Origin of the sequence: Streptomyces sp. NPDC006012 (genome assembly GCF_042871185.1) — a bacterium.
Lineage (GTDB): Bacteria > Actinomycetota > Actinomycetes > Streptomycetales > Streptomycetaceae > Streptomyces.
Genome location: NZ_JBIAIE010000019.1, coordinates 71257 through 94963 on the forward strand (window position 1 = coordinate 71257; position 23707 = coordinate 94963).

Here is a 23707-nt window from a genome sequence, read left to right on the forward strand (position 1 = left end):
TCCCCACGTACGGCCGCTCCATCCTGGCACAACTGCGTGTATGGGCCACAGCACATGCTCGATACATATGGCATGTACGATGCACATCCTTCACCCGGAACTCGCCGACGCCGCGCGAGTCGATCCGTGAGAGAAAGTCGAGGAGCCCCCGGAAATGGACGCCCCCCAGCCGACGACCCGCTCAGGCGGTGTGGTCGCGACCCTGGCGCTGGCCGGCATCACGGCAGCGATCATGCAGACCCTGGTCACCCCGCTCATCGCGGAACTGCCGCAAATCCTGCACACGACGTCCTCGAACGCGGCCTGGGTGATCACCGTCACCCTGCTGGTGGCCGCCGTCTGCGTGCCCGTCGTCGGACGGCTCGGAGACCTCGTGGGCAAGCGGCGCATGCTGCTCGTGTGCGCCGCGCCGCTGATCGCGGGCTCGGTCGTGAGCGCCCTGTCGTCCTCCGTCGTGACGATGATCATCGGCCGCGGCCTCCAGGGCATGGGCATGGGCATGGTGCCGCTGGGCATCGCCCTGCTGCGCGACGTGGTGCCCACGGAGCGGCTCAGCTCCTCCATCGCACTGGTCAGCGCGTCGATGGGGATCGGCGGCGGCCTCGGCCTGCCCATCGCCGCCGCCGTCGCCCAGTACGCCGACTGGCGGGTGCTGTTCTGGGGGGCCGCGGGACTCGCCGCTGCCGTCGCGGTGCTGATCTTCTTCCTGGTCCCGGACGTCCCGGCCGCGGCCAAAGGCCAGCGCTTCGACCTGCCGGGCGCGCTCGGACTCGGTGTCGCCCTGGTCTGCCTGCTGCTCGCGGTCTCCAAGGGCGCCGACTGGGGCTGGGGTTCGGCGACCACGCTCGGCCTGTTCGCCGTCACCGTCGTGGTGCTGGCCGGCTGGGGCCGGTGGGAGCTGCGGACCGGTGACCCGCTGATCGACCTGCGCACCACGGCCCGCCCCCGGGTGCTGCTCACCAACGTCGCCTCGGTCTTCGTCGGATTCGGCATGTACGCGAGCATGCTGGTGCTGCCGCAGTTGCTGCAGTTCCCGAAGGCCACCGGTTACGGCCTGGGCCAGTCGATGCTGGCGGCCGGTCTGTGGATGGCCCCCGGCGGCCTCATGATGATGATCGTCTCCCCGTTCGGCGGCAAGCTGACCAACGCCCGCGGCCCCAAGTTCACCCTGGTCAGCGGGGCGTTGGTGATCGCGGCCGGGTACGGCCTGTCCATGGCGCTGCTGGGCTCCGCCTGGGGCCTGATGATCGTCTCCATCGTCACCAGCGGGGGCGTCGGCCTCGCCTACGGCTCGATGCCCGCGCTGATCATGAGTTCCGTGCCGATCGCCGAGACGGCGGCGGCCAACGGCTTCAACACGCTCATGCGCTCGCTCGGCACCTCGATCGGCGCCGCCGTCATCGGCGTGATCCTCGCCCAGCTGACCACCACCCTGGGCGGCCACACCTTCGCCTCCGAGGCGGGCTTCCGCACCGCCCTGCTGATCGGCGGCGGCCTCGCGCTGGTGTCCGCGGCCGTCGCCGCGGTCATCCCCGCCGCCCGCACCACGCCGGCCGCCGGGAGCGCGGCGGACCCGGCCGCGGCGAAGGAAGGCGCCTCGGTCTGACCCGGCCTGCCCGCCGCTCGCCGCCCGCCGCGGGCGGCGAGCGGCGGGCCGGACACAGCCGCGGGGGCCGCAACCCGGGTGGGTTCCGGCCCCGTGAGGTGCGGTGGGTCAGGCGGCCGTGCCCACGTTGCCGTGCAGGCGGGCGACCACATCGGTCAGCTGGGCGGCGACCTCGGCGTCGTCGTAGGGGTGGGTCTCGGCGAAGCGGGTCACCGAGCCGGGGATGGACAGCTTGATGTCCTCGATGACCTTGCCGCCGGCGATGCCCACGGACTTGCGGGCCTCGTCCTGGGCCCACACGCCGCCGTACTGGCCGAGGGAAGTACCGATCACGGCGACCGGCTTGCCGCCGAAGGCATTGGCACCGTACGGGCGGGACAGCCAGTCGATGGCGTTCTTCAGCACAGCGGGGATGGTGCCGTTGTACTCGGGGGAGAACAGCAGGAACGCGTCGCAGGCCTGTGCCGCCGCGCGCAGCCGGACGGCGGCGGCCGGGATGCTGCCCTCGACGTCGATGTCCTCGTTGTAGAAGGGGATGTCGGCCAGCCCCTCGAACAGCGCGACCTCGGCGCCCTCGGGGGCGACCTTCACGGCGGCCTCGGCGAGCCGGCGGTTGGTCGAACCGGTGCGGACGCTGCCGATGAGGCCGAGGATACGTACAGGCATGACAACTCCAGTGGGGGCAGGCGGAAACATTGCTGGCACAACCGGACCGAGGTCCGTTTAATTTTGTATCAGGATAACCGGACCGCGGTCCAGTTCGTTCCCGATGCTTTACGCTGTCTTCATGTCGAGCCCCCTGCCGCCCCTGCCAACTCCCGTGGAGCCGGTGGAGATACCGCTGCTCGAAGTCGGTACTGCAAGCGAGGAGCCCGCCCTGCGCGCCGACGCGGCCCGCAACCGGGCCCGGCTGCTGGAGGCCGCGGCCCACCTGGTGCGGGAGCGCGGCGCCGCGAACCTCACGATGGAGGAGGTCGCCGCCGCGGCCGCCGTCGGAAAGGGCACCGTCTTCCGCCGCTTCGGTGATCGCACGGGCCTGCTGACGGCCCTGCTGGACCACTCGGAGAAGAAGTTCCAGGCGGCGTTCATGAGCGGTCCGCCGCCGCTCGGTCCCGGCGCCGGACCGGTGCAGCGGCTGGAAGCGTTCGGTGTCACGCTGCTGCGCCGCATGAGGGACGAACTCGACCTGCTCCTGGCGGCGGAACCCGACCCGGAGCGCCGCTTCTCGGTGGCGCCGCGCCGTGTCCAGCAGAGCCATCTGATGCTGCTGCTGCGGCAGGCGGTGCCCGAGGCGGACTGCGAGCTGCTGGCCCAGACCCTGATGGGCTATCTGAGCCCCGTCCTGCTTCACCATTTCATTCGTCAGCGCGATATGCCGCTGGATCGGGTCGAGGCCGGCTGGCTGGACCTGGTCGCCCGTGTGACCTGCGCGGATCACTCCGCGGGGGTCGGTCAGCCGCGGTCGGTGAAGGCTTCCACCAGCCCCTGCGGTGCGTCGCCGCGGAAGATCAGCGCGGTGTTGCGCGCCGACTCGTCCGCGGACCGTTCGCTGCGCGGGAACAGCCGCTCCTCGTAGGCGGACAGGGCGGCCTCGGTGTCGCCCGGGTGCGCGGTGAGCGCGAGGCCCAGCTCGGCGCCGTCGAGCAGCGCCAGGTTGGCGCCCTCGCCCGCGAACGGCGACATCAGATGGGCGGCGTCACCGAGCAGTGTGACACCCGGGACGCGCGCCCAGCGGTGTCCGACCGGAAGTGCGTGGATCCGCCGCGGCACGAGCGCGCCGTCCGCGTCGGCGACCAGCGACAGCAGGCTCTTGTCCCAGTCCGCGAAGTGCTCCAGAACGGCGGCCCGGGCGGCGTCGGTGTCGGCGAAGTCGATGCCGTCCAGCCACTCCTCGGCGGTCTCCAGGGCGGCGTACACGTGCAGACTGCCGTCGGTCTCGCGGTGCCCGAGCAGCCCCCGGCCCGGGGCGAGCGCGAACAGCATGCCGCCGCCGACCACCTCCGCGGCCACCGGGTGACGCGTGTCGGCCTCCCGCAGATCCGCCTCGACGAACGACACCCCGGTGTACGCGGGCCGGGCCGGCGAGAGAAGCGGGCGGATCCGGGACCAGGCGCCGTCGGCGCCGACGAGCAGGTCCGTCGTGACGGTCCGGCCGTCCGCGAGGGTCACCTCGTGCCGGCCCTCGCCGAGCGGGCGCGCGCCCGTGACCTTCGTGCCCCAGCGGACCGTTCCCGTCGGCAGCGAGCCGAACAGCAGGTCGCGCAGGTCCCCGCGGTCGATCTCGGGACGGCCGCCCGCGCCGTCGTCGTGCTGCTGCAGGCGGACCGCTGCGGTCTTGTCCAGGATCCGCATCTCCTGGCCGCCGGGGTGGACGTGCGCGAGGAACTCGTCGTGCAGCCCGGCGGCGCGCAACGCCACCTGGCCGGAGTCGTCGTGGATGTCGAGCATGCCGCCCTGGGCGCGGGCGGCGGGGGAGTCGTCGAGGTCGAACACGGCCGCCTCGACGCCGTGCAGATGCAGGACGCGGGCGAGGGTGAGCCCGCCGAGTCCGGCGCCGACGACGGCGACCGGGTGGTGGACGGTGGTCATGGTGGTCTCCTGAGGGCCGGTCAGTCGGGTACGGCGGTCTGTGCGATGCCGTTGACGAGGGCGTCGAACGCCCACGCCAGCCGGGCCCGGGGCGTACCCGAGAGCAGCAGGCCGGCGGTGGCGGCGACGTGCGGATGGGTGTGCTCGGACGCGTGGTGCACGGCACTGTCCAACGCGTCCCGGTCCGTACGGGCACTGGCGGAGTCGTCCTGCCCCGCGTGCTCGGCCGCGGTCGCCGTGGCGTGCTGCAACAGCAGGTCCACCCCCCACGCGGCCTGCGCACGCGGCACGCCGCCCGCGTCGAGCAGCGCCAGCAGCGTCTCGATGAGCCGCAGGTAGTGGGGGCCGGCCGGGCGGGCGGTCAGTGCCGAGCGGGCCAGCGTCGGGTGGTCGAGGAGCATCCCGGTGTACTCGGTCAGCACTGCGGTCAGCCGCTCCCGCCACGAGCCTTCGGCCGGGGCCTGCCCGACCGTGCCGAGCAGTTCGTCCAGGACGGCGGCATGCAGCTCGTCGGTGTTGCGGACGTACACGTACAGCGAGGCGGGGCCGGTGTCGAGTTCCTGCGCCAGCCGTCGCATGGTGACCTTCTGCAGCCCTTCGGCGCGCAGTACGGCGACGGCCGCGGCCACGATTGCCTCCCGGGTCAGGGCGGGCTTGGCGGGGCGCGCGCGGCGGCTGCGCGGGGCGTCAGGGCGAGCTGTCATGCGGAGCAGCGTAACGAACATGTTCGTGACGAACAAGTTCGTTACGAACATGTTCGGGATCGGGTGTCCGCAGGGGAGCCCGGTCCGGAATCGGGGCCGGGCGGCGGAGAAGGCTCGGAGGGGGCGGGCGCGCTAGCCCGCCCGGTCCGGCGCGCGACGCCGCGGAGCGGGCGTGCGCCGCGCGCGGCCGGAACCCGGGATGCCCGAGGCCGGGCGAGCCCGGGGGGCGCGAAGACATCGCGCGGGGGACTGCCGGACAGGAGGAGGCCAGCAGCGCGGCCGTGTCTGCCGGCCGGCCGTCAACGGCCAGGAGAAGCAGCAGCGCCCGCGACGCCTTGCGCGCCCGCGGGCGGTGCTCACGAGATCAGTTCCACATGTTCCACCGCACCGGGCCGGCCGGCGCGGGCCCCGGTGCCGTTCGCGCGGACCGGACACCCGCGTACGCCGCGGAGTCCGGGCGCGCGGGGGATCACTCGCCCTGGGCGTTCGCCTGCTGCTCGGCGACGCTCTTGCGGACCTCGTCCATGTCCAGCTTGCGGGCCTGTCCGATGACGTCCGTCAGAGCCGCCTCGGGCAGCGCACCGGGCTCGGCGAAGACGGCGACCTGGTCGCGGACGATCATCAGCGTCGGGATCGACTGGATACCGAAGGCCGCGGCCAGTTCCGGCTGCGCCTCGGTGTCCACCTTGCCGAACACCAGGTCCGGGTTCTCCCCGGCCGCCTTCTCGTACACCGGAGCGAACTGGCGGCACGGACCGCACCAGGACGCCCAGAAATCGATCAGGACGAACTCGTTGTCCGTGACCGTCTGGTCGAAGTTCTCCTTGGTGAGCTCCACGGTGCTGCTCATGAGCGACTCCCTCTTCCTGGTGTGGGCCGGACCGTGGATGGAACACGGCCGTCCGCGTACGTATTCCGGGCGCGTACCCGTGTGGCCACCGGGCACACCACCCACCAGACTGGCCCCATGACGGAAATGGAATCCATCGCGTACGACGTCGTCGTGCTGGGGGCCGGCCCTGTGGGGGAGAACGTGGCCGACCGCACACGCGCGGCAGGGCTGTCCACTGCGATCGTGGAGAGCGAACTGGTCGGCGGCGAGTGCTCCTACTGGGCGTGCATGCCCAGCAAGGCCCTGCTCCGCCCGGTCATCGCCCGCGCCGACGCCCGACGCCTGCCGGGTCTGAGCGGGGCCGTCCAGGGCCCCCTCGACACGCCTGCCGTCCTCGCCCGCCGGGACGACTTCACCTCGCACTGGAAGGACGACGGACAGGTCCGCTGGGTCGAGGCCATCGGCGCCGACCTGTACCGCGGCCACGGCCGGCTGGCCGGACCCCGCACGGTCACCGTGACCGGCACCGACGGCTCCGTGCGGACCCTCACCGCGCGGCACGCCGTCGCCGTGTCCACCGGCACCCGCGCGCTCCTGCCCGACCTGCCCGGACTCGCCGAGGTGAAGCCCTGGACCAGCCGGGAGGCGACCAGCGCGAAGGCCGCTCCCGGCCGGCTGATCGTGGTGGGCGGCGGCGTGGTCGCCACCGAGATGGCCACCGCCTGGCAGGCCCTCGGCTCACAGGTCACGGTCCTGGTGAGGGGCAAGGGCCTGCTGCCCCGCATGGAGCCCTTCGCCGGCGAGCTGGTGGCCGAGGCGCTCACGGACGCCGGCGTCGAGGTCCGCACCGGCACCGCCGTCGAGTCGGTGACCCGGGAGAACGGCACCGTCGTCGTGGTCACCGCGGCCGGCGACCGGATCGAGGCCGACGAGATCCTCTTCGCCACCGGCCGGGTCCCGCAGACCGACGACATCGGGCTGGACACCGTCGGCCTGGAGCCGGTGGGCTGGCTGCCGGTCGACGACAGCCTCCGCGTCACCGGAACCGACTGGCTGTACGCGGTCGGCGACGTCAACCACCGTGCGCTCCTCACCCACCAGGGCAAGTACCAGGCCCGGATCGCGGGCGACGCCATCGCCGCGCGGGCCGCCGGCGACCCGGTCCGCACCGAGCCCTGGGGCCCGCACACGGCCACCGCCGACCACCATGCCGTACCCCAGGTCGTCTTCACCGACCCGGAGGCCGCCGCCGTGGGGCTCTCGCTGGCAGAGGCGGAACAGGCCGGGTACCGGGTGCGGGCCGTCGACGTCGAGTTCTCCTCGGTGGCGGGCGCGAGCCTGTACGGCGACGGTTTCAAGGGCCGCGCCCGCATGGTCGTCGACCTGGACGACGAGGTCCTGCGCGGTGTCACCTTCGTCGGCCCCGGGGTCGGCGAGCTGATCCACTCGGCGACCGTCGCCGTCGCCGGGCAGGTTCCGGTCAGCCGGCTGTGGCACGCGGTGCCGTCCTACCCGACGATCAGCGAGGTGTGGCTGCGGCTGCTGGAGACCTACCGGGGCTGACCGCGCCGGGCCGACCGGTGCCTCAGAGCAACTCGAAGCCCAGGGCCGCCGCGGCGGCCTCGGGCGTCGGCTGCGTCCACCGCTCGGTCATCGCCGTCTGCGAGGACAGGGAGCGCAGTGCGGCGCGGTCCAGGTAGAGGGTGCCGTCGAGGTGGTCCGTCTCGTGCTGCACGATCCGGGCGGGCCAGCCGGTGAACACCTCGTCCAGGGCGCGGCCGTGCCCGTCCTCGCCGCGCAGCCGTACCTCGGCGGGCCGGGCCACCACCGCCTGCCAGCCGGGCACGCTCAGACAGCCCTCGAAGAACGCGGCCCGGCCGGAACCGATGGGCGTGTACGAGGGGTTCACCAGCACCCGGAACGGCTGTGGCACCCGCCCGCGTGCCTCCCGTACCTCGTCCGGCACCGGTGCCGGGTCCTCGACGACCGCGATGCGCAGCCCCACACCGACCTGCGGTGCGGCGAGTCCGACGCCCGGTGCCGCGTGCATGGTGACCCGAAGGGCCTCGACGAACCGGTCCAGCAGTGACTGTTCGAGCTGGCCCTCGAAGCGTGCGGCGGGGCGGCGCAGCACGGGGTCGCCGGCCGCCACGATGGGCAACGGGCCGCCGTCGGCGAGGAGTTCCTCGACCTGTTCGGCGAGGGGCGTGCGATCAATGGGATGTGCCATCCGGTCAGCATGACACGCCGCCGACCGCCGACCGCCGGCCTCCGGTCACAGTACGACGGTCCCGGCGTCCTTCCCGGCGCCCCGCCCGGCGGTCGAGCCGCCGCAACCGGCCCGGTTCGCCGTCACGCACGTCACCGGATCGTGACCTGCATCGTGCGTCCTGCTCGTGATCGTCCTCGCGCCCGTGTGCCGTGCCCGCCCGTCGTGTCCGTGCGTCCCGTCGTGGCCTGCACCCCTGGGGCACCGGCGGCCGGGTGAAGTAGCGTAGTCCGACACGCCGAGACCGGAGGGAGACGGGCATGGTGCGGGCGGACGGCCGGTCCCGGCGGCGCGGGCAGGGCGAGTTGGAGGGCCAGGTACTCGCCGCGCTCCGTGCTGCGGACGCCCCGGTGACCGCGGCCTGGGTGCAGGAGCGGCTCGGCGGCGACCTCGCCTACACCACCGTCGTCACCATCCTGACCCGGCTGCTCGCCAAGGACGTCGTCTCCCGGGAACGGCGCGGCCGTTCCTTCGTCTGGACCCCGACGGCCGACGTGGCGCGGCTCGCCGCGTTGCGCATGCGCCGCCTCCTCGACGGCGAATGCGACCGCGAGGCCGTCCTGGCGAGCTTCGTCACCGCCCTGCCGCCCGGCGACGAGCAGGTGCTGCGCAGCCTGCTGGAGGCGGCGGACCGCGAGGTGCGGCCGGATCCGGGGGACACCCAGCACCCCCCGACCGGCGGGCCCGGCGATACGGCACACTGACACCGCATGGGGGTCTTCGTCTTCCTGCCGCTGGTACTGCCGCTGTCCGCCTGGCCGGTGGCCCGGCTCGCCGAGGTACGGCTGCACCCGCGCACGGCCACCCGGCTGCTGACCGCCGTGGCCGTGGTCATGGCGGTGTGCAGCACGCTGTGCCTGGCCCTGCTCATGGTGGTCGGCACCGCCCAACTGCCCGGCAACCCGCTGCCGGACGGCTGGTCCGACCCGCACGTACGGGCGGCGGTCCCGCACGACGGGATCGCGGGCCGCGCCGCCATCCCGGCCCTGTGTCTGGTCGCCGCGGCCTGCGGGCGCACCCTGTGGCGCCACCGCCGGGTGGCACGCGGCGCCCGGCGGGCACTGGACGGACTGCCCGGCGGCACGGTCGCCGTGCTGCCCGACGCCGAGCCGTACGCGTACGCGCTGCCGGGCGAGCCGGGCCGGGTCGTCGTCACCACCGCGCTGCTCGACGGGCTCTCCTCCGCCGAACGCCGTGCCCTGTTCGCCCACGAACGCGCCCACCTCGCCGCCCGGCACCACCGCCATCTGCTCGCCGTGCACCTCGCGGCGCGGGCCAACCCGTTCCTGCGGCCCCTGCGCACCGCCGTCGTCTACACGGCGGAGCGGTGGGCGGACGAGGAGGCGGCCCGCGCGGTCGGCGACCGGCGCACGGTGGCCCGTGCGATCGGCAAGGCGGCCCTGCTGTCCCGCACCACCCCCGCGGCGACGCTCCCCGCCCTGGCCGCGGCGGGCCCCGTACCGCGCCGGGTCGCCGCCCTGCTGGCCCCCGCGCCGGCGGTCCGCAGCTGGCCCCCGGTGGGCACCGCGGCCGGCCTGGCGGCGTGGGGCGCGGCGGTCGGCACCGTCGCCTCGTTGATGTCCTCCGCGAATTCCGCGGTCACGCTGTTCCTGGTCCTGCACGCGGCGACCCCGCTGTGAGCCCCGCGCCCCGGGCGCAGCCGCGCACGGCGGCATGCCGCGGGCCCTGTTCCTTCCGGAACAGGGCCCGGGGACGGGACGTTCAGCCCTCGGCCGGGTCTCCCGCCAGCGCCGCAGCGATCCGCAGGTGCGACTCGGCCTCACCGTGGCGTGCCTGCCGCTGGAGGGTGCGGCCCAGCATCAGCCGGGCGTAGTGCTCCACCGGGTCGCGCTCCACGATCACGCGCAACTCGGCCTCGGCACGGCGCAGTTGGGCGGAGTGGTAATAGGCCCGGGCCAGCAGCAGCCGGGGTCCCGTCTGCTCCGGTACCTCCTCGACCAGACCGGCCAGCACGCGCGCCGCGCCCGCGTAGTCCTGGGCGTCGAAGAACTGCTGCCCGCGCTCCCAGCGCACCGCCGCGGTTCCGTGGTCGTAGTACGTCGTCCCGGTCGTCTCCGTCGTCCTGGTCATCTCCACTGCTGACCTCCTTCACCGCACACAACGGAGCCGGATGGTTCAATATTCCACTGCTTTCCGGGTGTCCTTGCCGCCTCCGATCACTGACGGGAGGCGGCCAGTTCGGCGTTGGCCCGCTCGGTGACCAGGGCCAGGACCCGGCCCGCCACGGCCCGGTCCTGTGCCGCGATGCCGTCGTACATGCGGGCCGAGACCACCGCGGTCTCGGCCGCAGCCCGGGCGTGCAGCTCGCGTCCGGCGTCCGAGGCATCCGCCGGACTGCCGGGGGGAGGGTCAGCCGCGGCCGGCCGCCTCCGGGACGGCGCCGGCCCGGGTGGCGACCGTGGCGGTGAATCGGACCTCGCCGTCCTGCACGGCCGTGATCCGGGTGCGGCGCTCCCCGTGCTCCTCGCCGGGCGGCATCGTGGTGATCGTGCAGGGGCTGTCGAGTTCGACGTACCGGTGGAACACGCAGTCGAGAGCGGTGACGTCCGCGCCGTCGACGGCCTGGTGCGCGGCCTCCAGCAGCACCATGCCGGGAACGTGGTCGACCGGGTGGTCGAAGTACAGCGGATGGGCGGTGTCGACCCGCAGTTGCCTGCCGTCGGCGCCGCTCGGGGCGAGCACCACGTCGTGGGCGCGGTTGCGGCCGGCCCGTGTGCGCGGGTCCGGGTCCGGCACCGGCACGGCCCGGGCCATGGCGCTCCCGGCGTCGGTGCGGCCGCCGCGCAGCCGCCGGTAGACGGCCGGCGACTGCACCGTGAACCGGGTCTCGGCGGTGGCCACGGGCTCCCCGCCCCAGTACACCCGGGCGTGCAGCGAGAGGGCGGCGGGACGGGTGCCGCGGTGATCGATGTCGAAGCAGCGGACGTCCAGCGTCAGGTCCCGGCCGCGGTCCACGCCCGCCGAGGCCGCGTCGTCCGTCCGGTAGCCGAACCGCTCCCAGATGAGCTGGTGTCCGAGCGGTACGCCGTAGGCGGTGTGGCACAGCAGTGGGAAGGTCTGCCGGACGGTCTCGCACAGCAGCAGCGGGTCCAGGACCGCCCCGAGACGGTAGAAGGAGTGATCGTCCGGCCGGCGCCCCCGTATGCGGAAGCGGTCCCGGCCCACCGGGCGCCAGTCGGTGAGGTAGACCTCCTCGGCGTGCTCCTTGTGCACCTGCCAGGGCACCACCGGCGTCGGGTCGTCCGCGACGTCCTGAGCGGCAGGACGGTCGTCGATCTCGTTCCGTGCGGCCATGATGTGCTCCCCTTGGATCTCCCGTCGGACCGAAGCAGCCGCCGGACACGGTAATGGGTGCCTGTGTGACATGGAGGGCGTTCTGTTTGTAACTTTGGGCGGCGTGGCCACGACGGACGACGGTCCCAAGAGACGGCGGGGCGACGGCAGTTGGCGGACGCCACGTTCGCATCCGCGGGAGAGCCGCGGCGCACCCGCGGCTGCGGGCGGCGGCCCGGGGTCCCGGAGCTCCGCCGGCCGCGGCCGGGCCGGTCCGCGCCGGGGCCCCGCCGAGAACCGTCGTCGGGAGCGGGCGCGGCCTGCGACGGCCGTGAGGAAGCAGAGGAGTCAGGAAGTGGGACGGACGTGACGCACGGGACGCAACGCCGGGTGGTGCTCACCGGAGCCACCGGCTTCATCGGTTCCCGGGTCGCGGAGCTGCTGCTGCGCGACCCGGCATGGCACGTCCGCGTCGTGGCACGCCGGCCGCCCGAGGCGCTGGTCGCGGCGGGCGCGCAGTGGTTCCAGGCCGACCTGGCGGCGCCGGACACGCTGCGCGACGTGTGCGCGGGCGCGGACGCGGTGCTCCATCTGGCCTCACTGGTCGGCGGCGACGCGGACGCGTGCACCGCGGTGAACGTGCACGGCACGGCCCGGCTCATGGCCGAGGCGGTCCGGTCGGGCGTACCGCGCGTGACGCAGCTGTCGACGGCCGCCGTGTACGGCCGCGGACCGCACCGGGGACCGGACGTCGGCGACGTGGAGCCGTCCCCGGTCTCGGCGGCCAGCTCGACCCGCCTCGCCGGGGAGCGGGCCGCCCTGGACGCCGGCGCGCTGGTGCTGCGTCCCGGGCTCGTCCTGGGCGCCGGGGACCGGTGGGTGGTGCCCGCGCTGGCCGAACTGCTCCGCTCCGTCCCCGCCCGCTGGGACGCGGGGCGCGGGCTGACATCCCTCGTCGCCGTGGAGGATCTGGCCCGGCTGATCACCGCCACCCTGGACGCCCCCGGGCTGCCGGGGCCGTCGGTCCAGCACGCGAGCCATCCCCGTCCGGTGCGCTCGGGCGATCTGCTGGACGCCCTCGTCGGCCACGGGGTCCTGCCCGCCGTCCCCGACCGGGACTGGAGCTGGCCCCACTGCCTGGAACACCTGGCCGCCTCCGGCAGCCGGGTGAGCCGACGTCAGTTCGAACTTCTCGCACAGGACAACTGGTTCAGCAGCGAACGGGTGTGGCAGCTGGCCGAAGTGCCGTACGACCCGGATCCGCTGCATCACATGGCGTCCTGGGCCGCCTGGTACCGCGCCCACCTTCGCACGGCGCCACCCAGCTGACACCGGTACCGCGGCGCCGGCCGCCGGTGCGGCGCGGGGACGGACCGCGGCCTGCTGCTCCGCCGGGGCTGCGGTCGTGCACACGCGCTTCCCGTGTTTTGGCGCGGCGGCCGGGGAGGTCCGCCAGGTCTGCCAGGTCCGCCGTCCGGCCGGGGCACCGAGGTGCGGGTCGGCCAGGGATCAGCGCACCCTTCCCCGTGGTTCGAGGGGGACTGGCGGCAGTTCCGGCGCGGGCAGCGGAACTCCGTCGTAGCCGTGCACCTGACCGAAACGGACCCCCTTCACCCAGTCCTCGCGGCCCCGCTCGATTTCGTCCTGCGTACGCCCGACGAAGTTCCGCCACATACCACGCATCAGCGGTTTCCTCCCAGCTCAGGGAGGTGGTGGACCCGCTGGGGTCAGCAGAACGTCAGCATTGCGCCGTGAGGAGATCCACGATGGCTGCCCCAAGTCCCTGGGCCATGGCATGGGCTCGTACTTCAAAGACTGCGAGCACCCCGCCACCCGGTGGCCCAAGTGCCCGCACCTCTACAAGATCAGGTACCGCAACGCCCTGAGGGCTTGCCGATCAACAACACGCCGATTCCCGTTCTGCGCCTGCGACATGCGCTTGAAGCGGTTGAACTGTGGCGCTGCGACACCGTACAGGCGCCGAAATCGGTGCTACCGCGGGTTAGACCCGCGTGTTATCGATCTGCAGGCCCTTAGCCGTCTAAAGGACATCAGGGCTGTCACCCGGGGGGAGAGCCCTGCTGCGGCTTTACCGGGACTCTTGCAGAAATCTCCGGCGTTCACGCCGGGGGTGAATGCCTCTTAAGACTGCTCTGACGTGGACGTCAGAGCGGACTTTTTTGCTGTTCGATGTACTGGCGGACGATCGTCAACGGTGCTTCGCCGCACGATGCGGAGAAGTACGGGGGCGACCACAGGTGTCCGTGCGTGATGGCGGGGTTGATCCGGCTGGTGAACTGTCCCCCGGCCTTCGGCCGGGAGGTGTCCCCAGCCGTATCCGGCGGGCGGAGACGCTCTTGAGGCTGTTGACCATTTTTGAGATTGGCGGCCTTGGGCGGGATAGGGGTCTCCCCTGCTCGAACGAAGTCGAGAGCTTGGGCAAGCACCAGCAGGTGGATGTGATCGGGTTCGCCGTTGAACTCCTTCGGCTCCGCTTCGAAGTCCTCGCAGGCCTTGCGCATGATTTCTTCGCAGCGTGTCAGCATCTCGTCGTTGAACACCCCGCGCTGGTACTTCGTCACGAAGGCCAAGTGCACATGCATCGCCGAAAATAACGTGTCTGCCCCGCCTGTAGTCGTTCTGTCCGTCTATGAGGCCAGTCGCAGTTAAGGTCGTGGTTGTGCAGCTCCGCTACAACTACCGGGCCTACCCGGATGCCGCCCAGCGCCGTGCGCTGGCGAGTGCGTTCGGGTGCGCATGGGTGGTGTGGAACGACTGCCTGCGTGACCGGAAGGAAGCGCATGCGGCGGGGCTGTCGTATGTGAAGTCGGCGGAGCTGTCCCGGCTTCGTATCACCCAGGCCAAGCGCACCGGGGAACGTGCCTGGCTCGCCGATGTGTCGGCGGTCGTCCTGCAGCAGTCCCTGCGGGACCTGGATGCCGCCTACAAGAACTTCTTCGACAGCCTCGGCACCCGTGCCCGCACAGCGCGGTGAAGCAGGAAGCCCCTGGAAGGGTCCAACGACCCAGGCCGGAATCCCTGGACTTTAGGCCAGGGAGCACGTCAACCGGTTACACCGACACTGGCCCGCTGCCGACGACGCTGGTGCTGTGCTGCGGGCCGATGGCGCGGGCGCATGGCCAGCCCTTTCGCGTGCCCGGTCGAGCACACCGCGCGCCTGGCTCTGCGCAGGGCTGGATCGGGCACACGCGAGTGGTCAGGGTCGGCTCAGCAGGTTCAGAGTGTTGGTTGCGTTGTCGACGAAGTAGACCCGGTCGGGGTTTGTGGCGATGGCGAGCCCGAACAGTGCGCCCGCTCCCGGCGGGGTGCCGCTGGTGTCGAGCGTGCGCACGGCCACCTGGACGCCGCGTGGGGTGGTCTCCACGATGTTGCCGTCGCCGCTATTGACGGTGAGGATGTTGCCCTTGGGGGTGATCGCCATCCCGAGCGGGCCGTTGAGGTGCTGGTCCGTGGTGATCACTCGGCCGATGCCGGCGCTGGTGCGGCGGGTCAGCGCGTCCGGGATCGCGGTGATGCGGTTGTCGACGGTGTCCGCCACGTAGAGCGTCCCGTCCCGCAGGCCGACACCTGTCGGCCCGATCACGAGGGCCGCCGGGTCGGTCTTCTCGGCGAAGCCCGAACCGATCTCGGTCGTGGCGATACGGGTCGGCGGCTGGTTGCCGTTGGTGCGCAGGGTGATCCGCAGCACGGTGCCCCGCCGCACCACGTTGCCGCCGCCGGCGACCGTGCCGTTGAGCACGTTGGTGACGAACAGCTCAGTATTCTCGCCGCAGCTTTTCGCGGTCATGTCCCAGGGCCCATTGATCCCCTTGCCGCTGAAGGTCTTCCGGACCTTTCCGTGGCTGTCCAGCACGAGCAGGCACCCTGCGCGCGCCGTGGCGGATGTTCCGTCGGCCGTGGGCAGACTGCCCACCACCACCCAGCCGCCCGGCAGGATGGACAGTGCGGTGGTCAGCCCCACGCCCCCCGGGCACGGTCCTGGCAGCTTTTTCGGGTTGATCTTGGCGAACAGCTTGGCCGTACCTTTGGGGCTGATCTGCACGAGAGTGGTCCCCGTGCCCTGCTGGTTCGCGGCATTGTTGAAATTGCTGACCAGTACGTTGCCGCGCCGCAGGGCACCGGTGCTCTTTTCGACCAGGGCCGTGCCGTACGGGTTCACGTCGCCGTTGGCCGGGACCGTCGATGCGACGGTCGAGACGGTGTGCAGTGGCCCGAGGAACGGGTTTCCGTCTCCGCCCGCCGGTACGGCGGATGCCGTCTGGCCCGACGTCATGATCGCTGTCGCTGCGGTCACGGCCACCGCCGCGATACGGGAAGCGAGAACAAGCCTCATCTGGGTCATACCTCCTCAGCGTCGTGCGGCCGTCCTGCGGCCTCACGATGATCACAGAGAGTTGCCAAACGTTACATAATCGGACTTAATGATGCGGCGCACCTCAGGCAGAGCCGGATGCGCGAGTCACGAAGTGAGGCAGGCTGCCGCAACGAAGTGCCGGTGAAGAGGTCGGCCAACCGCCTGAGAGTCATTCACGGCTACTTTGCAGAGGTCTCCAGCGGACCTGCGAGGACGATCCAGGAGAGCCGCGTCGCGGTGAGCCTTCAGTCAGTTGGGACGGCAGGCGGTAAAGGAAGGCCAGGGCCGGGGTGGCGATCTGTCTGGTCAGCGGATGGCGCGAATCATCAAAACAGCCCCGGGGAGGCAGGTGACGGTTGGCTCTGCCCGATGTCCTCGAAGGCCCATTGCTGGTAGAGCGCGTGAACCTTTCCGTCTCCAGCGGCCGGGTTGACCATGAGCGTGATGTACAGCTCGTCACGGGTGGCGAGAGGGCGCCGTGGACGTGGCGGGCAACGCCGGTCTTGCACCGCGGTGACGTGTGTGCGGCGGAGTCTTTGTTGACCACCGTGACCTTCTCGCCCGCCTTCACGGTCAGCGTGGTCGGGCTGAAGGCGAAGTTCTGCATCGTGACCCGCGGGGGAACCTCGACTGACCTCCAGTACGGGGGCGACCCTGGCCGGCTTTGGGCCCAGCCCGTAAGCACCCGCCTTATGTCCATACACGCGACGGACGCCCCGAATGTGACACATGTGATATGTGCAGCAAAATGGTACTTGAGGCATTTGATGCTGAAGAGAGGGGTGCATCATGATCGCCAAGCTGCTCGGCAAGCTGTCCTTCACCCGCCACTACGGTGCGTACGGGGAATCATGGGACGCCTACGCCGGTGACGACAGGGTCTGACCGCACTGCCGGCGGGCGCCCACGGGCGCCCGCCGGCTCCGGTCACGCTGCCGCCGACAACGGCCTGGACGGGCACGAGTGTCAGGGGCGATCTCATGGGCCGAATGAACGAGCCGCCGCGGTTGCCCGAAGGCAGCTTCGCGGCCTGGAGCCGCGACCGGCTGGCACTGGCGTGCCGTGGCGCTGACGAGTGCGGGGACGTCTGGCAACTGGAGCCGGGAATCTACGTAGCCTCTGCGGCCGGGCCGTGTGAAGCAGTTCTGCACCGAGCGCAGGACTTTGCCAGGGCATCCTCGCCTCTCTTCCCACCGTTGAAGCGATCGAGCGGAGCACCGACGTCCGAGGAGCGTGCGCACGCTCACGCCGCCCGCATGCGCGGACTACGCCCGCAGGCGGTTGCGGCCCGGATCGGTGAGATCGCGCCCGGGGCCGCCCGATTTGCCGACCGGTGGCCCACGGGCCGGGACGTCGAGATCCTGCCCCTGGTCCGGGACGCCCTGGCAGGGATCGGTGTGCGCTACCTCTTCTCAGAGGACGCTCCCACCCTGCTGCCCTTTGCCTCACAGCTCTTCCTGGCCCGGGAGCTGCTCGTACGCCCCTCGCGCTGGGTATGGCCGCGCTGGATGCCCACACCCGCACGGCGGTTCCGCACACGGCAGCAAGTGGCCTTCACTGACGCTTTGCGGCCCATCGTCCGGCGGCGCCGTTCATCGGGCCGGCTCGGTGACGACATGCTGGGACAGATGCTCCAGCCCTCCTCCCATTACGGCCTGCTGCCGGAAGAGGTCATCCTCGACACCCTCCCCGGAATCACCGTCGCCACCTTCGAGACACCTTCCCGGGCAGCCGGATGGATCCTGCTCCACCTGGCCCGGTACCCCCAGGCAGCGGACCGCGTCGCGACCGAAGCCGCCTTGCTGCCCGCGGACCCGGCCGCGACGACCAGCACTCACCTCGACAGCCTGCGATACACCCAGGCACTGGTACGCGAGGTGCTCCGACTCCACCCCCCGAGCTGGCTACTGACCCGGCACGCCACACGACAGACTCAGCTCGCCGACTACACCATCGACGCCGGGTCCACGATTCTCGTTTGCCCCTATACCGCCCAGCGCGACGCACGGGAACACTCCGAGCCGGACCAGTTCCAGCCCGAACGCTGGCTCGACCATTCGGGCTCGCCGGCGAAACCCGGGGTCTTCCTCTCCTTCGGTACCGGGCCGCATGGCTGCGAGGGAGCTGCTCTGGCCATGGCGATGCTGACGCTCCTGACCGCGCAAACCGCTCGCCGTTACCGCTTGGGCGAGCCGCCCGGACCGGAACCCGGCTACCAGGTCACGACCTTCGGAGGTCTCGCAACCGTCGGTTTGCGCCTGCGTGCGACCTTGCGTAGCTGAGGGCAGTCCTGCTTTCAGCTGCGTGGAGTCCCGCGTATCAGTGGCTGGCTTTGTTCACGAGAACGAGCCGCTCGTGAACAAAGCCCAGTGGCGCAGTGCGCAATTGGGATGTCCGGCATAGCAAGCCCCAAGGGACCACCGGGAGAGTGAGCGTGCACCGGGAGCCGGCCCGGCGCGGGTGCAGCGACGTCAATGAGACGACAGCAATCCAAAGCAGCAGGTCAGGATGGGTTTCGTCGGGGCGTCAGCGGTACGGTGGGCAGTGTCGGCGCAGACAGCCGGTCCCCGTCGTAGCCGTGTACAACGCCGAATCTGTCACCGTGCTCCCAGTTCTCACGCGCTTGCCTGATCTCCTCGTCGGTCCGGCCGACGAAGTTCCACCACATGATCAGCTCCTCCTCGAACGGCTCGCCGCCCAGCAGCATGACGCCCGCGTCCGACTCGGCGCGCAGTGGCAGTTCGGCCCGGCCGCAGCCGAGGTAGAGCAGTGAACCCGGCAGCACGGGCACGCCGTCGACATGGACCTCGCCGGACATCGCCAGTACGCCGTACTCGAAGTCGGGCTCCAGCGGGAGGCGGACGTCGGCGCCGCGGGCCAGGGCGAGGTCGGCACCCACGATCGGTGTGTACGCCGAACCCGGCGAGGCGGTGCCGTCGAGGCTCCCGAGGATCACGGTCGCCGACACGCCGGGCGCGGTGACCGTGGGGAGTTCGGGGTGGTGCTCGAACCGTGGTTCGGTGTGGCGGTGCGCGTCCGGCAGCGCCACCCACAGCTGGGCGCCGTGCAGGAGGCGCGCGTGCGAGCGGGGGCTCTCCTCGGAGTGGCTGATCGCCCGGCCCGAGGTCATCAGGCCCAGTTCCTTGGGACGGATGGTCTGCAGACTGCCCGTCGAGTCCCGGTGCAGCACCTCGCCCTCGTGCAGCCAGCTGACCGTCTGCAGTCCCATGTGCGGGTGCGGCGGGACTTGCATGCCCGGCTCGTCGGCGATGTCGTCGGGTCCGTAGTGGTCGACGAAGGCCCAGGCGCCGATCATGCGCCGGCCGAGGTTCGGCAGCAGCCGGCGGACCTCGGTCGACTCGCCGAGCCGCACCTGACGGGGGCTCAGCAGCTCGCGGACGGGTTCGGCGACAACGAATCCGCGGCCGCCGCAGACGCTGGGTACGGGAGCGCGGTCAAGGTTGCTCATGGCGCCCAACCTAGCGGTCGGTGGTTCCGGTTGCCGACCGGTGCGACGGCCCCCGGGGCCGTGGGCCGTCAGGCGAGCGAGTCGCGGATCTTCCTCCGGCGGACAGGTGTGATTCTCCTTAATTAAGTCAATCAATTGAATTAGAGTTGACGCAGTCGTGAGATCCGAGCGCCCGGACGGAGGCCCGACCATGGCCCATGTGCAACCCCGGCCCGCCGAGACGGTGCGGCCGTACGAGCCCGCGGTGCCGCGGACGAACCTCGTTGTCGCGGTGCTGGCCTTCGGCGGCATCGTCGTCTCGCTGATGCAGACCCTGGTGATCCCGATCGTGCCCCGACTGCCCGCGCTCCTGCACGCCCCGGCGTCGAACGCGGTCTGGGCGGTCACCGCCACCCTCCTCGCGTCCGCCGTCGCCACGCCCGTCGTGGGCCGGCTCGGCGACATGTACGGCAAGCGCCTGATGCTGCTGACCAGCCTCGCCATGCTGGTTGCCGGATCGGTCATCGCCGCGCTCAGCGACACGCTCGCGCCGATGATCGTAGGCCGGGCACTGCAAGGGCTGGCGGCCGGCGTGATTCCGCTCGGTATCAGCATCATGCGGGACGAACTGCCCGCCGAACGCCTCGGTTCCGCCACCGCCCTGATGAGCGCCTCGCTGGGCGTCGGCGGTGCCCTCGGACTGCCCGCCGCCGCCCTCATCGCCGACCGCTACGACTGGCACATGCTGTTCTGGACCTCGGCCGTGCTCGGCCTCGTCGCCGCCGTGCTGGTCCTGTCGCTCGTACCCGAGTCCAAGGTGCGCACCGGGGGCCGGTTCGACCTGCTCGGTGCCCTCGGCATGGCGGCCGGTCTCGTCTGCCTGCTGCTGGCGATCTCCAAGGGCGGCGATTGGGGCTGGACCGGCGGCACCACCCTCGGCTTCTTCGGCGCCGCGGTCGTGGTGCTGCTCCTGTGGGGCCTGTTCGAACTGCGCTCCGCGCAGCCGCTGGTGGACCTGCGCATCACGGTCCGCCGCCAGGTGCTGGTGACCAACCTCGCCTCGGTCGCCTTCGGCTTCTCCATGTTCGCGATGTCCCTGGTGCTGCCGCAGCTGCTCCAGCTGCCCGAGGCGACCGGCTACGGCCTGGGCAGGTCGCTGCTGTACGCCGGACTCGTCATGGCGCCCAGCGGCCTGGTGATGATGGCCGTCGCGCCCGTGTCCGCCGCCGTCTCCAAGGCGTACGGGCCGAAGGTGACCCTGATGGGCGGGGCCGTGGTCGTGGCCGTCGGCTACGCCGTCAACATCGTGCTGATGGACGCCGTCTGGCAGCTCGTCGTGGCCTCCAGCGTCATCAGCGCCGGTATCGGCCTGGCCTACGGTGCCATGCCCGCGCTCATCATGGCCGCCGTCGAGCCGTCCGCGACCGCGGCGGCGAACAGTCTCAACACCCTGATGCGGGCCATCGGAACCTCGACCTCCAGCGCCGTCGCGGGTGTGATCCTGGCCCAGCTGACCACACGCTTCGGTTCCGCCGTGCTGCCCTCCGAGAGCGCCTTCAAGACGGTCATGGCCGCGGGTTCCGGAGCGGCGGTGCTCGCGTTCGTGGTGGCCGCCTTCATCCCGCGTCGCGCGGCCGCGCCCGTGGTCGGACCGGACACCGTGCAGGCCACGTCGCCGGGCGGGGCACCGCGGCCGCCCGCGTTCCCCGCCGAGCCGGTCACCGTGGTGGCACCGGACACCGCGGCACCGGCCGCGGACGCGAGAGGTACGGAGGCGGTGGCCGCGGGACCGGCCGGGCTGTCGGCGTCCGCCGTGGGCGCCGGCCCCGGTGTCCCGGTGCGCGGGCAGGTGCGGGGAGCCGAGGGCGTACCCGTGGCCGGTGCACCGGTGACGCTGATCGGACTCGACGGACGCCAGCTGAACCGGGCCCTCGCGCACTCCGACGGGTCGTACGCGCTCGCCGCGCCGGGGGAGGGGACGTACATCCTGATCGCCTCCGCCGCGGGCTGCCGGCCACGCGCGGTATCACTCGTGGTCGGCGCCGCGCCGCTGACCTACGACATCCTGCTCGGCGGCGGCAGCGGGCTGGCCGGCGCCGTACGCAGCGCGGACAGCGGGGCGCCGGTCGCGGACGCGGTCGTCGTCGTCACCGACGTGCGCGGCGACGTCCTCGCCACCGGACGGACCGACGCGCTCGGCGAGTTCAGCGTGGGCGATCTGGTGCCCGGGACGGTGACCCTCGCGGTCAGCTCGTCAAAGCACCGCCCGTCCGCGCTCCCCGTCGACCTGGCCGGCGCCGGAGTCACCCGCGTGGAGATCGAGTTGCGGCCCGGGGCGTACGTGCGCGGCACGGTGTCCGGCGCCGGTGCCCCGCTGGGTGACGCCCGGGTGACCCTCCTGGACGCCGCGGGCAACGTCGTCGCGACGGCCACCACCGGGGCCGACGGGGCGTACGCCTTCTCCGACCTGGACACCGGCCCGTACTCGGTCGTCGCGACCGGCTACCCGCCCCGTGCGGTCGGAGTGCGGGTCGACGGCGGTGACATCGAGGGCCACGACATCGAACTCGGCCACCCCGGCGTCTAGGGTCCGCCCGGCCGACCCGACGACCGACCTCGCTCACCCCGGCGTCCGGCAACCGCCCGGCCGACCGGACGAGCACGCCCTCCACGCACGGGCGTGGAGGGCGCGCTCGTTCCTCAGCGGTGCGCGGCTGCCTCGGCGGTGGTCTTCAGGTCGCTCAGCCACAGTTCGAGGCCCTGGCCGAGGGCTGCGGTCGCGGTGGGCACGTCGGTCTCGACCTGGTCGCCGGTCCAGGTCTCCTCGGTGCGGACGCGTACGCCGTCCTTGACCTTGCTGAAGGTCCAGACGTGGACCCCCTCGTCGATGCGCAGTCCGTCGCCGATCGCGGGACCCGTCCACCGGATGCAGGAGTTCGCCTTGAGCTGGCGGACGGTGGAGGTGATGGCGAGCGTGGTTTCGGGCGTCGTCGGGGTGGCCGGCGCCGGGGTCGTCCAGCGGAACTGCGCACCCGGGCGGAGGGGACCGTGGCCGAGGCGCTCCATGGTGAGGACGGGGGCCTGCCAGGACGGCCAGTGCTGTACGTCGGTCTGCACCTTCCAGATGGTGTGCAGAGGCGCGTCGATCACGATGTCGGAGCCGTAGCGGATACGGGCGTCGGGGTCGACGCCCTGCCCACGGCACTCGACGGCGGGGCCCTGGTGGACGGCTTGGCCCTGGACGGGTGCGGCCTGGGCGCTCGGAACGCCGGTGCCGAGGACGCCGACGGCGGCGAGCGACAGCGCGAGCACGGCGGCGCGCACGCCGGACCGGGGACGGTCACCCGGCGTGACGGCGCCGAGGAAGTGACGGCCGGTCTGCTGCTCGGTGGAGGTGTGCGTACGGGCGCTGGACATGGGGTGGTTCCTTTCCGGGTTCGGGTTTCCGGCCTGCCTGATCGGCGGGACCGGGGGTTCGCCAGAGGAGGAGGGAGGCTCAAGGAGTGAGGACGACCTTGCCGGTGACGGTGCCGGACTCGGCCAGCCGCACGGCGTCGGCGACGCGGGTGAGCGGCAGCCGGGCGGCGATCTGCGGGGTGACGTCACCGCGCTGGAGAGCGGCGAAGACCTGGGTGAGGTCGTGGTGCAGCCGGGCCCGGAAGCGGTCCTCGGCCAGGGCACGGCCGGCCCAGAAGTTGAAGAAGTAGGCACGGCGGCCGTTGGGCAGGGCGTTCCACAGCCACAGCCGGCCGAGCAGCTTGAGCACCGGCAACTGCCTGGAGCCCGCGTCGTCCCGGGTGGCGGCGGTGCCGTAGGAGACGAGTGTGCCGCCGGGCGCCAGGAGCTGCCAGGAGTCGGCGATGCCGGGGCCGCCGACGTGGTCGAAGACCGCGTCCACCCCGTCCGGGGCCAGGTCACGGACCCGCGCGGCGACGTTCTCCGTGTGATGGTCGACGGGTGTGACGCCCAGTTCCCGCAGGGCGTCGTGATGGCGCTCGGAGGCCGTGCCGATCACGTTCACCCCCGCGGCCCGGGCCAGTTGCACCAGGACCGTGCCGACCCCGCCGTTGGCGCCGAGCACCAGGACGCTCTGCCCGGCACGGACGCGGGCCTTGCGGTGCAGCATCTGCCAGGCGGTGACGCCGTTCAGTACGAGCGTCTCCGCCTCGGCCGCGCCGATCCCGCCGGGCACCGCCACCACGTCGGCCGCGTCGACGACCACGTGGCTGGCCCAGCCGCCCACCTTGACCACCGCGGCCACCCGGGAGCCGGTCAGGCCGGGCGGGACGCCCTCGCCCGCCGTCTCCACGGTGCCGACCAGGTCGTAGCCCGGCACGAACGGGAACGGGGGCTGGTCGTAGTACCTGCCCCGGCGCATCTGCTGCTCGGCGAAGGAGACCCCGGTCGCCTCCGTACGGATCAGCACCTGTCCGGGACCCGGCGCGGGGATCGGTCCGTAGCGGATCTGCAGCCCCTCCGGCTCGACCCGGCCCGGCAGGACGACCTCGACGGCTCCTTCGGTGTTCATGGCGACCTCCACTGCGCTCGGCGTTTGGTGATGCATGTTCGCGTCTGTTAGAAGTTATAACT

General features: G+C 72.0%; 18 protein-coding genes and 6 pseudogenes. 9 read left to right on the forward strand and 15 right to left on the reverse strand.

All coding sequences use genetic code 11. The annotated features are described in order from the left end of the window. The first annotated feature begins 154 nt into the window (after window positions 1-154). Window positions 155-1606 (forward strand): MFS transporter, encoded by a 1452-nt coding sequence (locus ACFYPJ_RS27520; protein ID WP_389022514.1) that lies wholly within the window; start codon window positions 155-157, stop codon window positions 1604-1606. A gap of 108 nt (window positions 1607-1714) precedes the next feature. On the opposite strand, the gene ACFYPJ_RS27525 is transcribed toward ACFYPJ_RS27520, so the two are convergent. Further along, the gene (locus tag ACFYPJ_RS27525; RefSeq protein ID WP_389022517.1) at window positions 1715-2272 is read right to left on the reverse strand and encodes an NAD(P)H-dependent oxidoreductase; all 558 of its coding nucleotides are present in this window, start codon (window positions 2270-2272) and stop codon (window positions 1715-1717) included. Between the two features lie 103 nt (window positions 2273-2375). Here ACFYPJ_RS27525 and ACFYPJ_RS27530 point away from each other — a divergent pair. After that, window positions 2376-3032 (forward strand): annotated as a pseudogene (locus tag ACFYPJ_RS27530) (TetR/AcrR family transcriptional regulator); the annotation flags it as partial. Between the two features lie 26 nt (window positions 3033-3058). On the opposite strand, the gene ACFYPJ_RS27535 reads toward ACFYPJ_RS27530, so the two are convergent. The 3 genes from ACFYPJ_RS27535 to trxA all read right to left on the reverse strand — a co-directional run bounded on the left by ACFYPJ_RS27535 (window position 3059) and on the right by trxA (window position 5749). Further along, window positions 3059-4195, reverse strand: coding sequence for an FAD-dependent oxidoreductase (locus ACFYPJ_RS27535; RefSeq protein WP_389022520.1), 1137 nt, complete (start codon window positions 4193-4195; stop codon window positions 3059-3061). A 20-nt stretch (window positions 4196-4215) separates the two neighbouring features. Beyond that, window positions 4216-4899 (reverse strand): TetR/AcrR family transcriptional regulator, encoded by a 684-nt coding sequence (locus ACFYPJ_RS27540; RefSeq protein ID WP_389022523.1) that lies wholly within the window; start codon window positions 4897-4899, stop codon window positions 4216-4218. A 469-nt stretch (window positions 4900-5368) separates the two neighbouring features. Beyond that, on the reverse strand, window positions 5369-5749 hold the full coding sequence (gene trxA, locus ACFYPJ_RS27545; protein WP_389022526.1) for a thioredoxin: 381 nt from the start codon (window positions 5747-5749) through the stop codon (window positions 5369-5371). A 117-nt stretch (window positions 5750-5866) separates the two neighbouring features. On the opposite strand from trxA, the gene ACFYPJ_RS27550 reads away from it, so the two are divergent. Continuing rightward, on the forward strand, window positions 5867-7294 hold the full coding sequence (locus ACFYPJ_RS27550; protein WP_389022529.1) for a dihydrolipoyl dehydrogenase family protein: 1428 nt from the start codon (window positions 5867-5869) through the stop codon (window positions 7292-7294). Between the two features lie 22 nt (window positions 7295-7316). Here ACFYPJ_RS27550 and ACFYPJ_RS27555 read toward each other — a convergent pair whose 3' ends face one another. Beyond that, window positions 7317-7961 (reverse strand): peptide deformylase, encoded by a 645-nt coding sequence (locus ACFYPJ_RS27555; protein ID WP_389022532.1) that lies wholly within the window; start codon window positions 7959-7961, stop codon window positions 7317-7319. 299 nt (window positions 7962-8260) lie between these two features. On the opposite strand from ACFYPJ_RS27555, the gene ACFYPJ_RS27560 reads away from it, so the two are divergent. Then, on the forward strand, window positions 8261-8704 hold the full coding sequence (locus ACFYPJ_RS27560) for a BlaI/MecI/CopY family transcriptional regulator (protein ID WP_389022535.1): 444 nt from the start codon (window positions 8261-8263) through the stop codon (window positions 8702-8704). 6 nt (window positions 8705-8710) lie between these two features. Then, window positions 8711-9640: a M56 family metallopeptidase gene (locus ACFYPJ_RS27565; RefSeq protein WP_389022537.1), complete on the forward strand. Its 930-nt coding sequence runs from the start codon at window positions 8711-8713 to the stop codon at window positions 9638-9640. A gap of 82 nt (window positions 9641-9722) precedes the next feature. Here the strand turns inward: ACFYPJ_RS27565 and ACFYPJ_RS27570 are convergent, their stop codons facing one another. The 3 genes and pseudogenes from ACFYPJ_RS27570 to ACFYPJ_RS27580 all read right to left on the reverse strand — a co-directional run bounded on the left by ACFYPJ_RS27570 (window position 9723) and on the right by ACFYPJ_RS27580 (window position 11315). After that, the gene (locus ACFYPJ_RS27570) at window positions 9723-10091 is read right to left on the reverse strand and encodes a tetratricopeptide repeat protein (RefSeq protein ID WP_389022540.1); all 369 of its coding nucleotides are present in this window, start codon (window positions 10089-10091) and stop codon (window positions 9723-9725) included. 86 nt (window positions 10092-10177) lie between these two features. Beyond that, window positions 10178-10342 (reverse strand): annotated as a pseudogene (locus ACFYPJ_RS27575) (MarR family transcriptional regulator); the annotation flags it as partial. 28 nt (window positions 10343-10370) lie between these two features. Then, window positions 10371-11315, reverse strand: coding sequence for a ScbA/BarX family gamma-butyrolactone biosynthesis protein (locus ACFYPJ_RS27580; protein ID WP_389022543.1), 945 nt, complete (start codon window positions 11313-11315; stop codon window positions 10371-10373). A gap of 345 nt (window positions 11316-11660) precedes the next feature. Between ACFYPJ_RS27580 and ACFYPJ_RS27585 the strand changes: the two genes are divergently transcribed. Beyond that, window positions 11661-12623, forward strand: coding sequence for an NAD-dependent epimerase/dehydratase family protein (locus tag ACFYPJ_RS27585; protein WP_389022545.1), 963 nt, complete (start codon window positions 11661-11663; stop codon window positions 12621-12623). Window positions 12624-12803: 180 nt separating this feature from the next. Here the strand turns inward: ACFYPJ_RS27585 and ACFYPJ_RS27590 are convergent. Both ACFYPJ_RS27590 and tnpA read right to left on the reverse strand, forming a co-directional pair. Then, window positions 12804-12968: pseudogene (locus tag ACFYPJ_RS27590) on the reverse strand (pirin family protein); the annotation flags it as partial. Between the two features lie 491 nt (window positions 12969-13459). After that, a pseudogene (gene tnpA / locus ACFYPJ_RS27595) lies at window positions 13460-13946 on the reverse strand (IS200/IS605 family transposase). 28 nt (window positions 13947-13974) lie between these two features. Between tnpA and ACFYPJ_RS27600 the strand changes: the two are divergent. Beyond that, a pseudogene (locus ACFYPJ_RS27600) lies at window positions 13975-14271 on the forward strand (helix-turn-helix domain-containing protein); the annotation flags it as partial. Window positions 14272-14511: 240 nt separating this feature from the next. Here ACFYPJ_RS27600 and ACFYPJ_RS27605 read toward each other — a convergent pair. After that, window positions 14512-15648: a hypothetical protein gene (locus ACFYPJ_RS27605; protein ID WP_389022548.1), complete on the reverse strand. Its 1137-nt coding sequence runs from the start codon at window positions 15646-15648 to the stop codon at window positions 14512-14514. A 327-nt stretch (window positions 15649-15975) separates the two neighbouring features. Further along, a pseudogene (locus tag ACFYPJ_RS27610) lies at window positions 15976-16174 on the reverse strand (GNAT family N-acetyltransferase); the annotation flags it as partial. A 484-nt stretch (window positions 16175-16658) separates the two neighbouring features. Between ACFYPJ_RS27610 and ACFYPJ_RS27615 the strand changes: the two are divergent. Further along, on the forward strand, window positions 16659-17951 hold the full coding sequence (locus ACFYPJ_RS27615; RefSeq protein WP_389022550.1) for a cytochrome P450: 1293 nt from the start codon (window positions 16659-16661) through the stop codon (window positions 17949-17951). A 221-nt stretch (window positions 17952-18172) separates the two neighbouring features. Here the strand turns inward: ACFYPJ_RS27615 and ACFYPJ_RS27620 are convergent, their stop codons facing one another. Next, on the reverse strand, window positions 18173-19138 hold the full coding sequence (locus tag ACFYPJ_RS27620; protein ID WP_389022553.1) for a pirin family protein: 966 nt from the start codon (window positions 19136-19138) through the stop codon (window positions 18173-18175). Between the two features lie 190 nt (window positions 19139-19328). Here ACFYPJ_RS27620 and ACFYPJ_RS27625 point away from each other — a divergent pair, with 190 nt between their 5' ends. Then, window positions 19329-21704 (forward strand): MFS transporter, encoded by a 2376-nt coding sequence (locus tag ACFYPJ_RS27625; RefSeq protein WP_389022556.1) that lies wholly within the window; start codon window positions 19329-19331, stop codon window positions 21702-21704. Window positions 21705-21817: 113 nt separating this feature from the next. Here the strand turns inward: ACFYPJ_RS27625 and ACFYPJ_RS27630 are convergent, their stop codons facing one another. Both ACFYPJ_RS27630 and ACFYPJ_RS27635 read right to left on the reverse strand, forming a co-directional pair. Further along, a complete protein-coding gene (locus tag ACFYPJ_RS27630; RefSeq protein WP_389022558.1) occupies window positions 21818-22534 on the reverse strand; it encodes an SRPBCC family protein in 717 nt (238 codons plus the stop codon). Window positions 22535-22613: 79 nt separating this feature from the next. Beyond that, window positions 22614-23645, reverse strand: coding sequence for a medium chain dehydrogenase/reductase family protein (locus ACFYPJ_RS27635; protein ID WP_389022561.1), 1032 nt, complete (start codon window positions 23643-23645; stop codon window positions 22614-22616). Window positions 23646-23707: the final 62 nt, after the last annotated feature.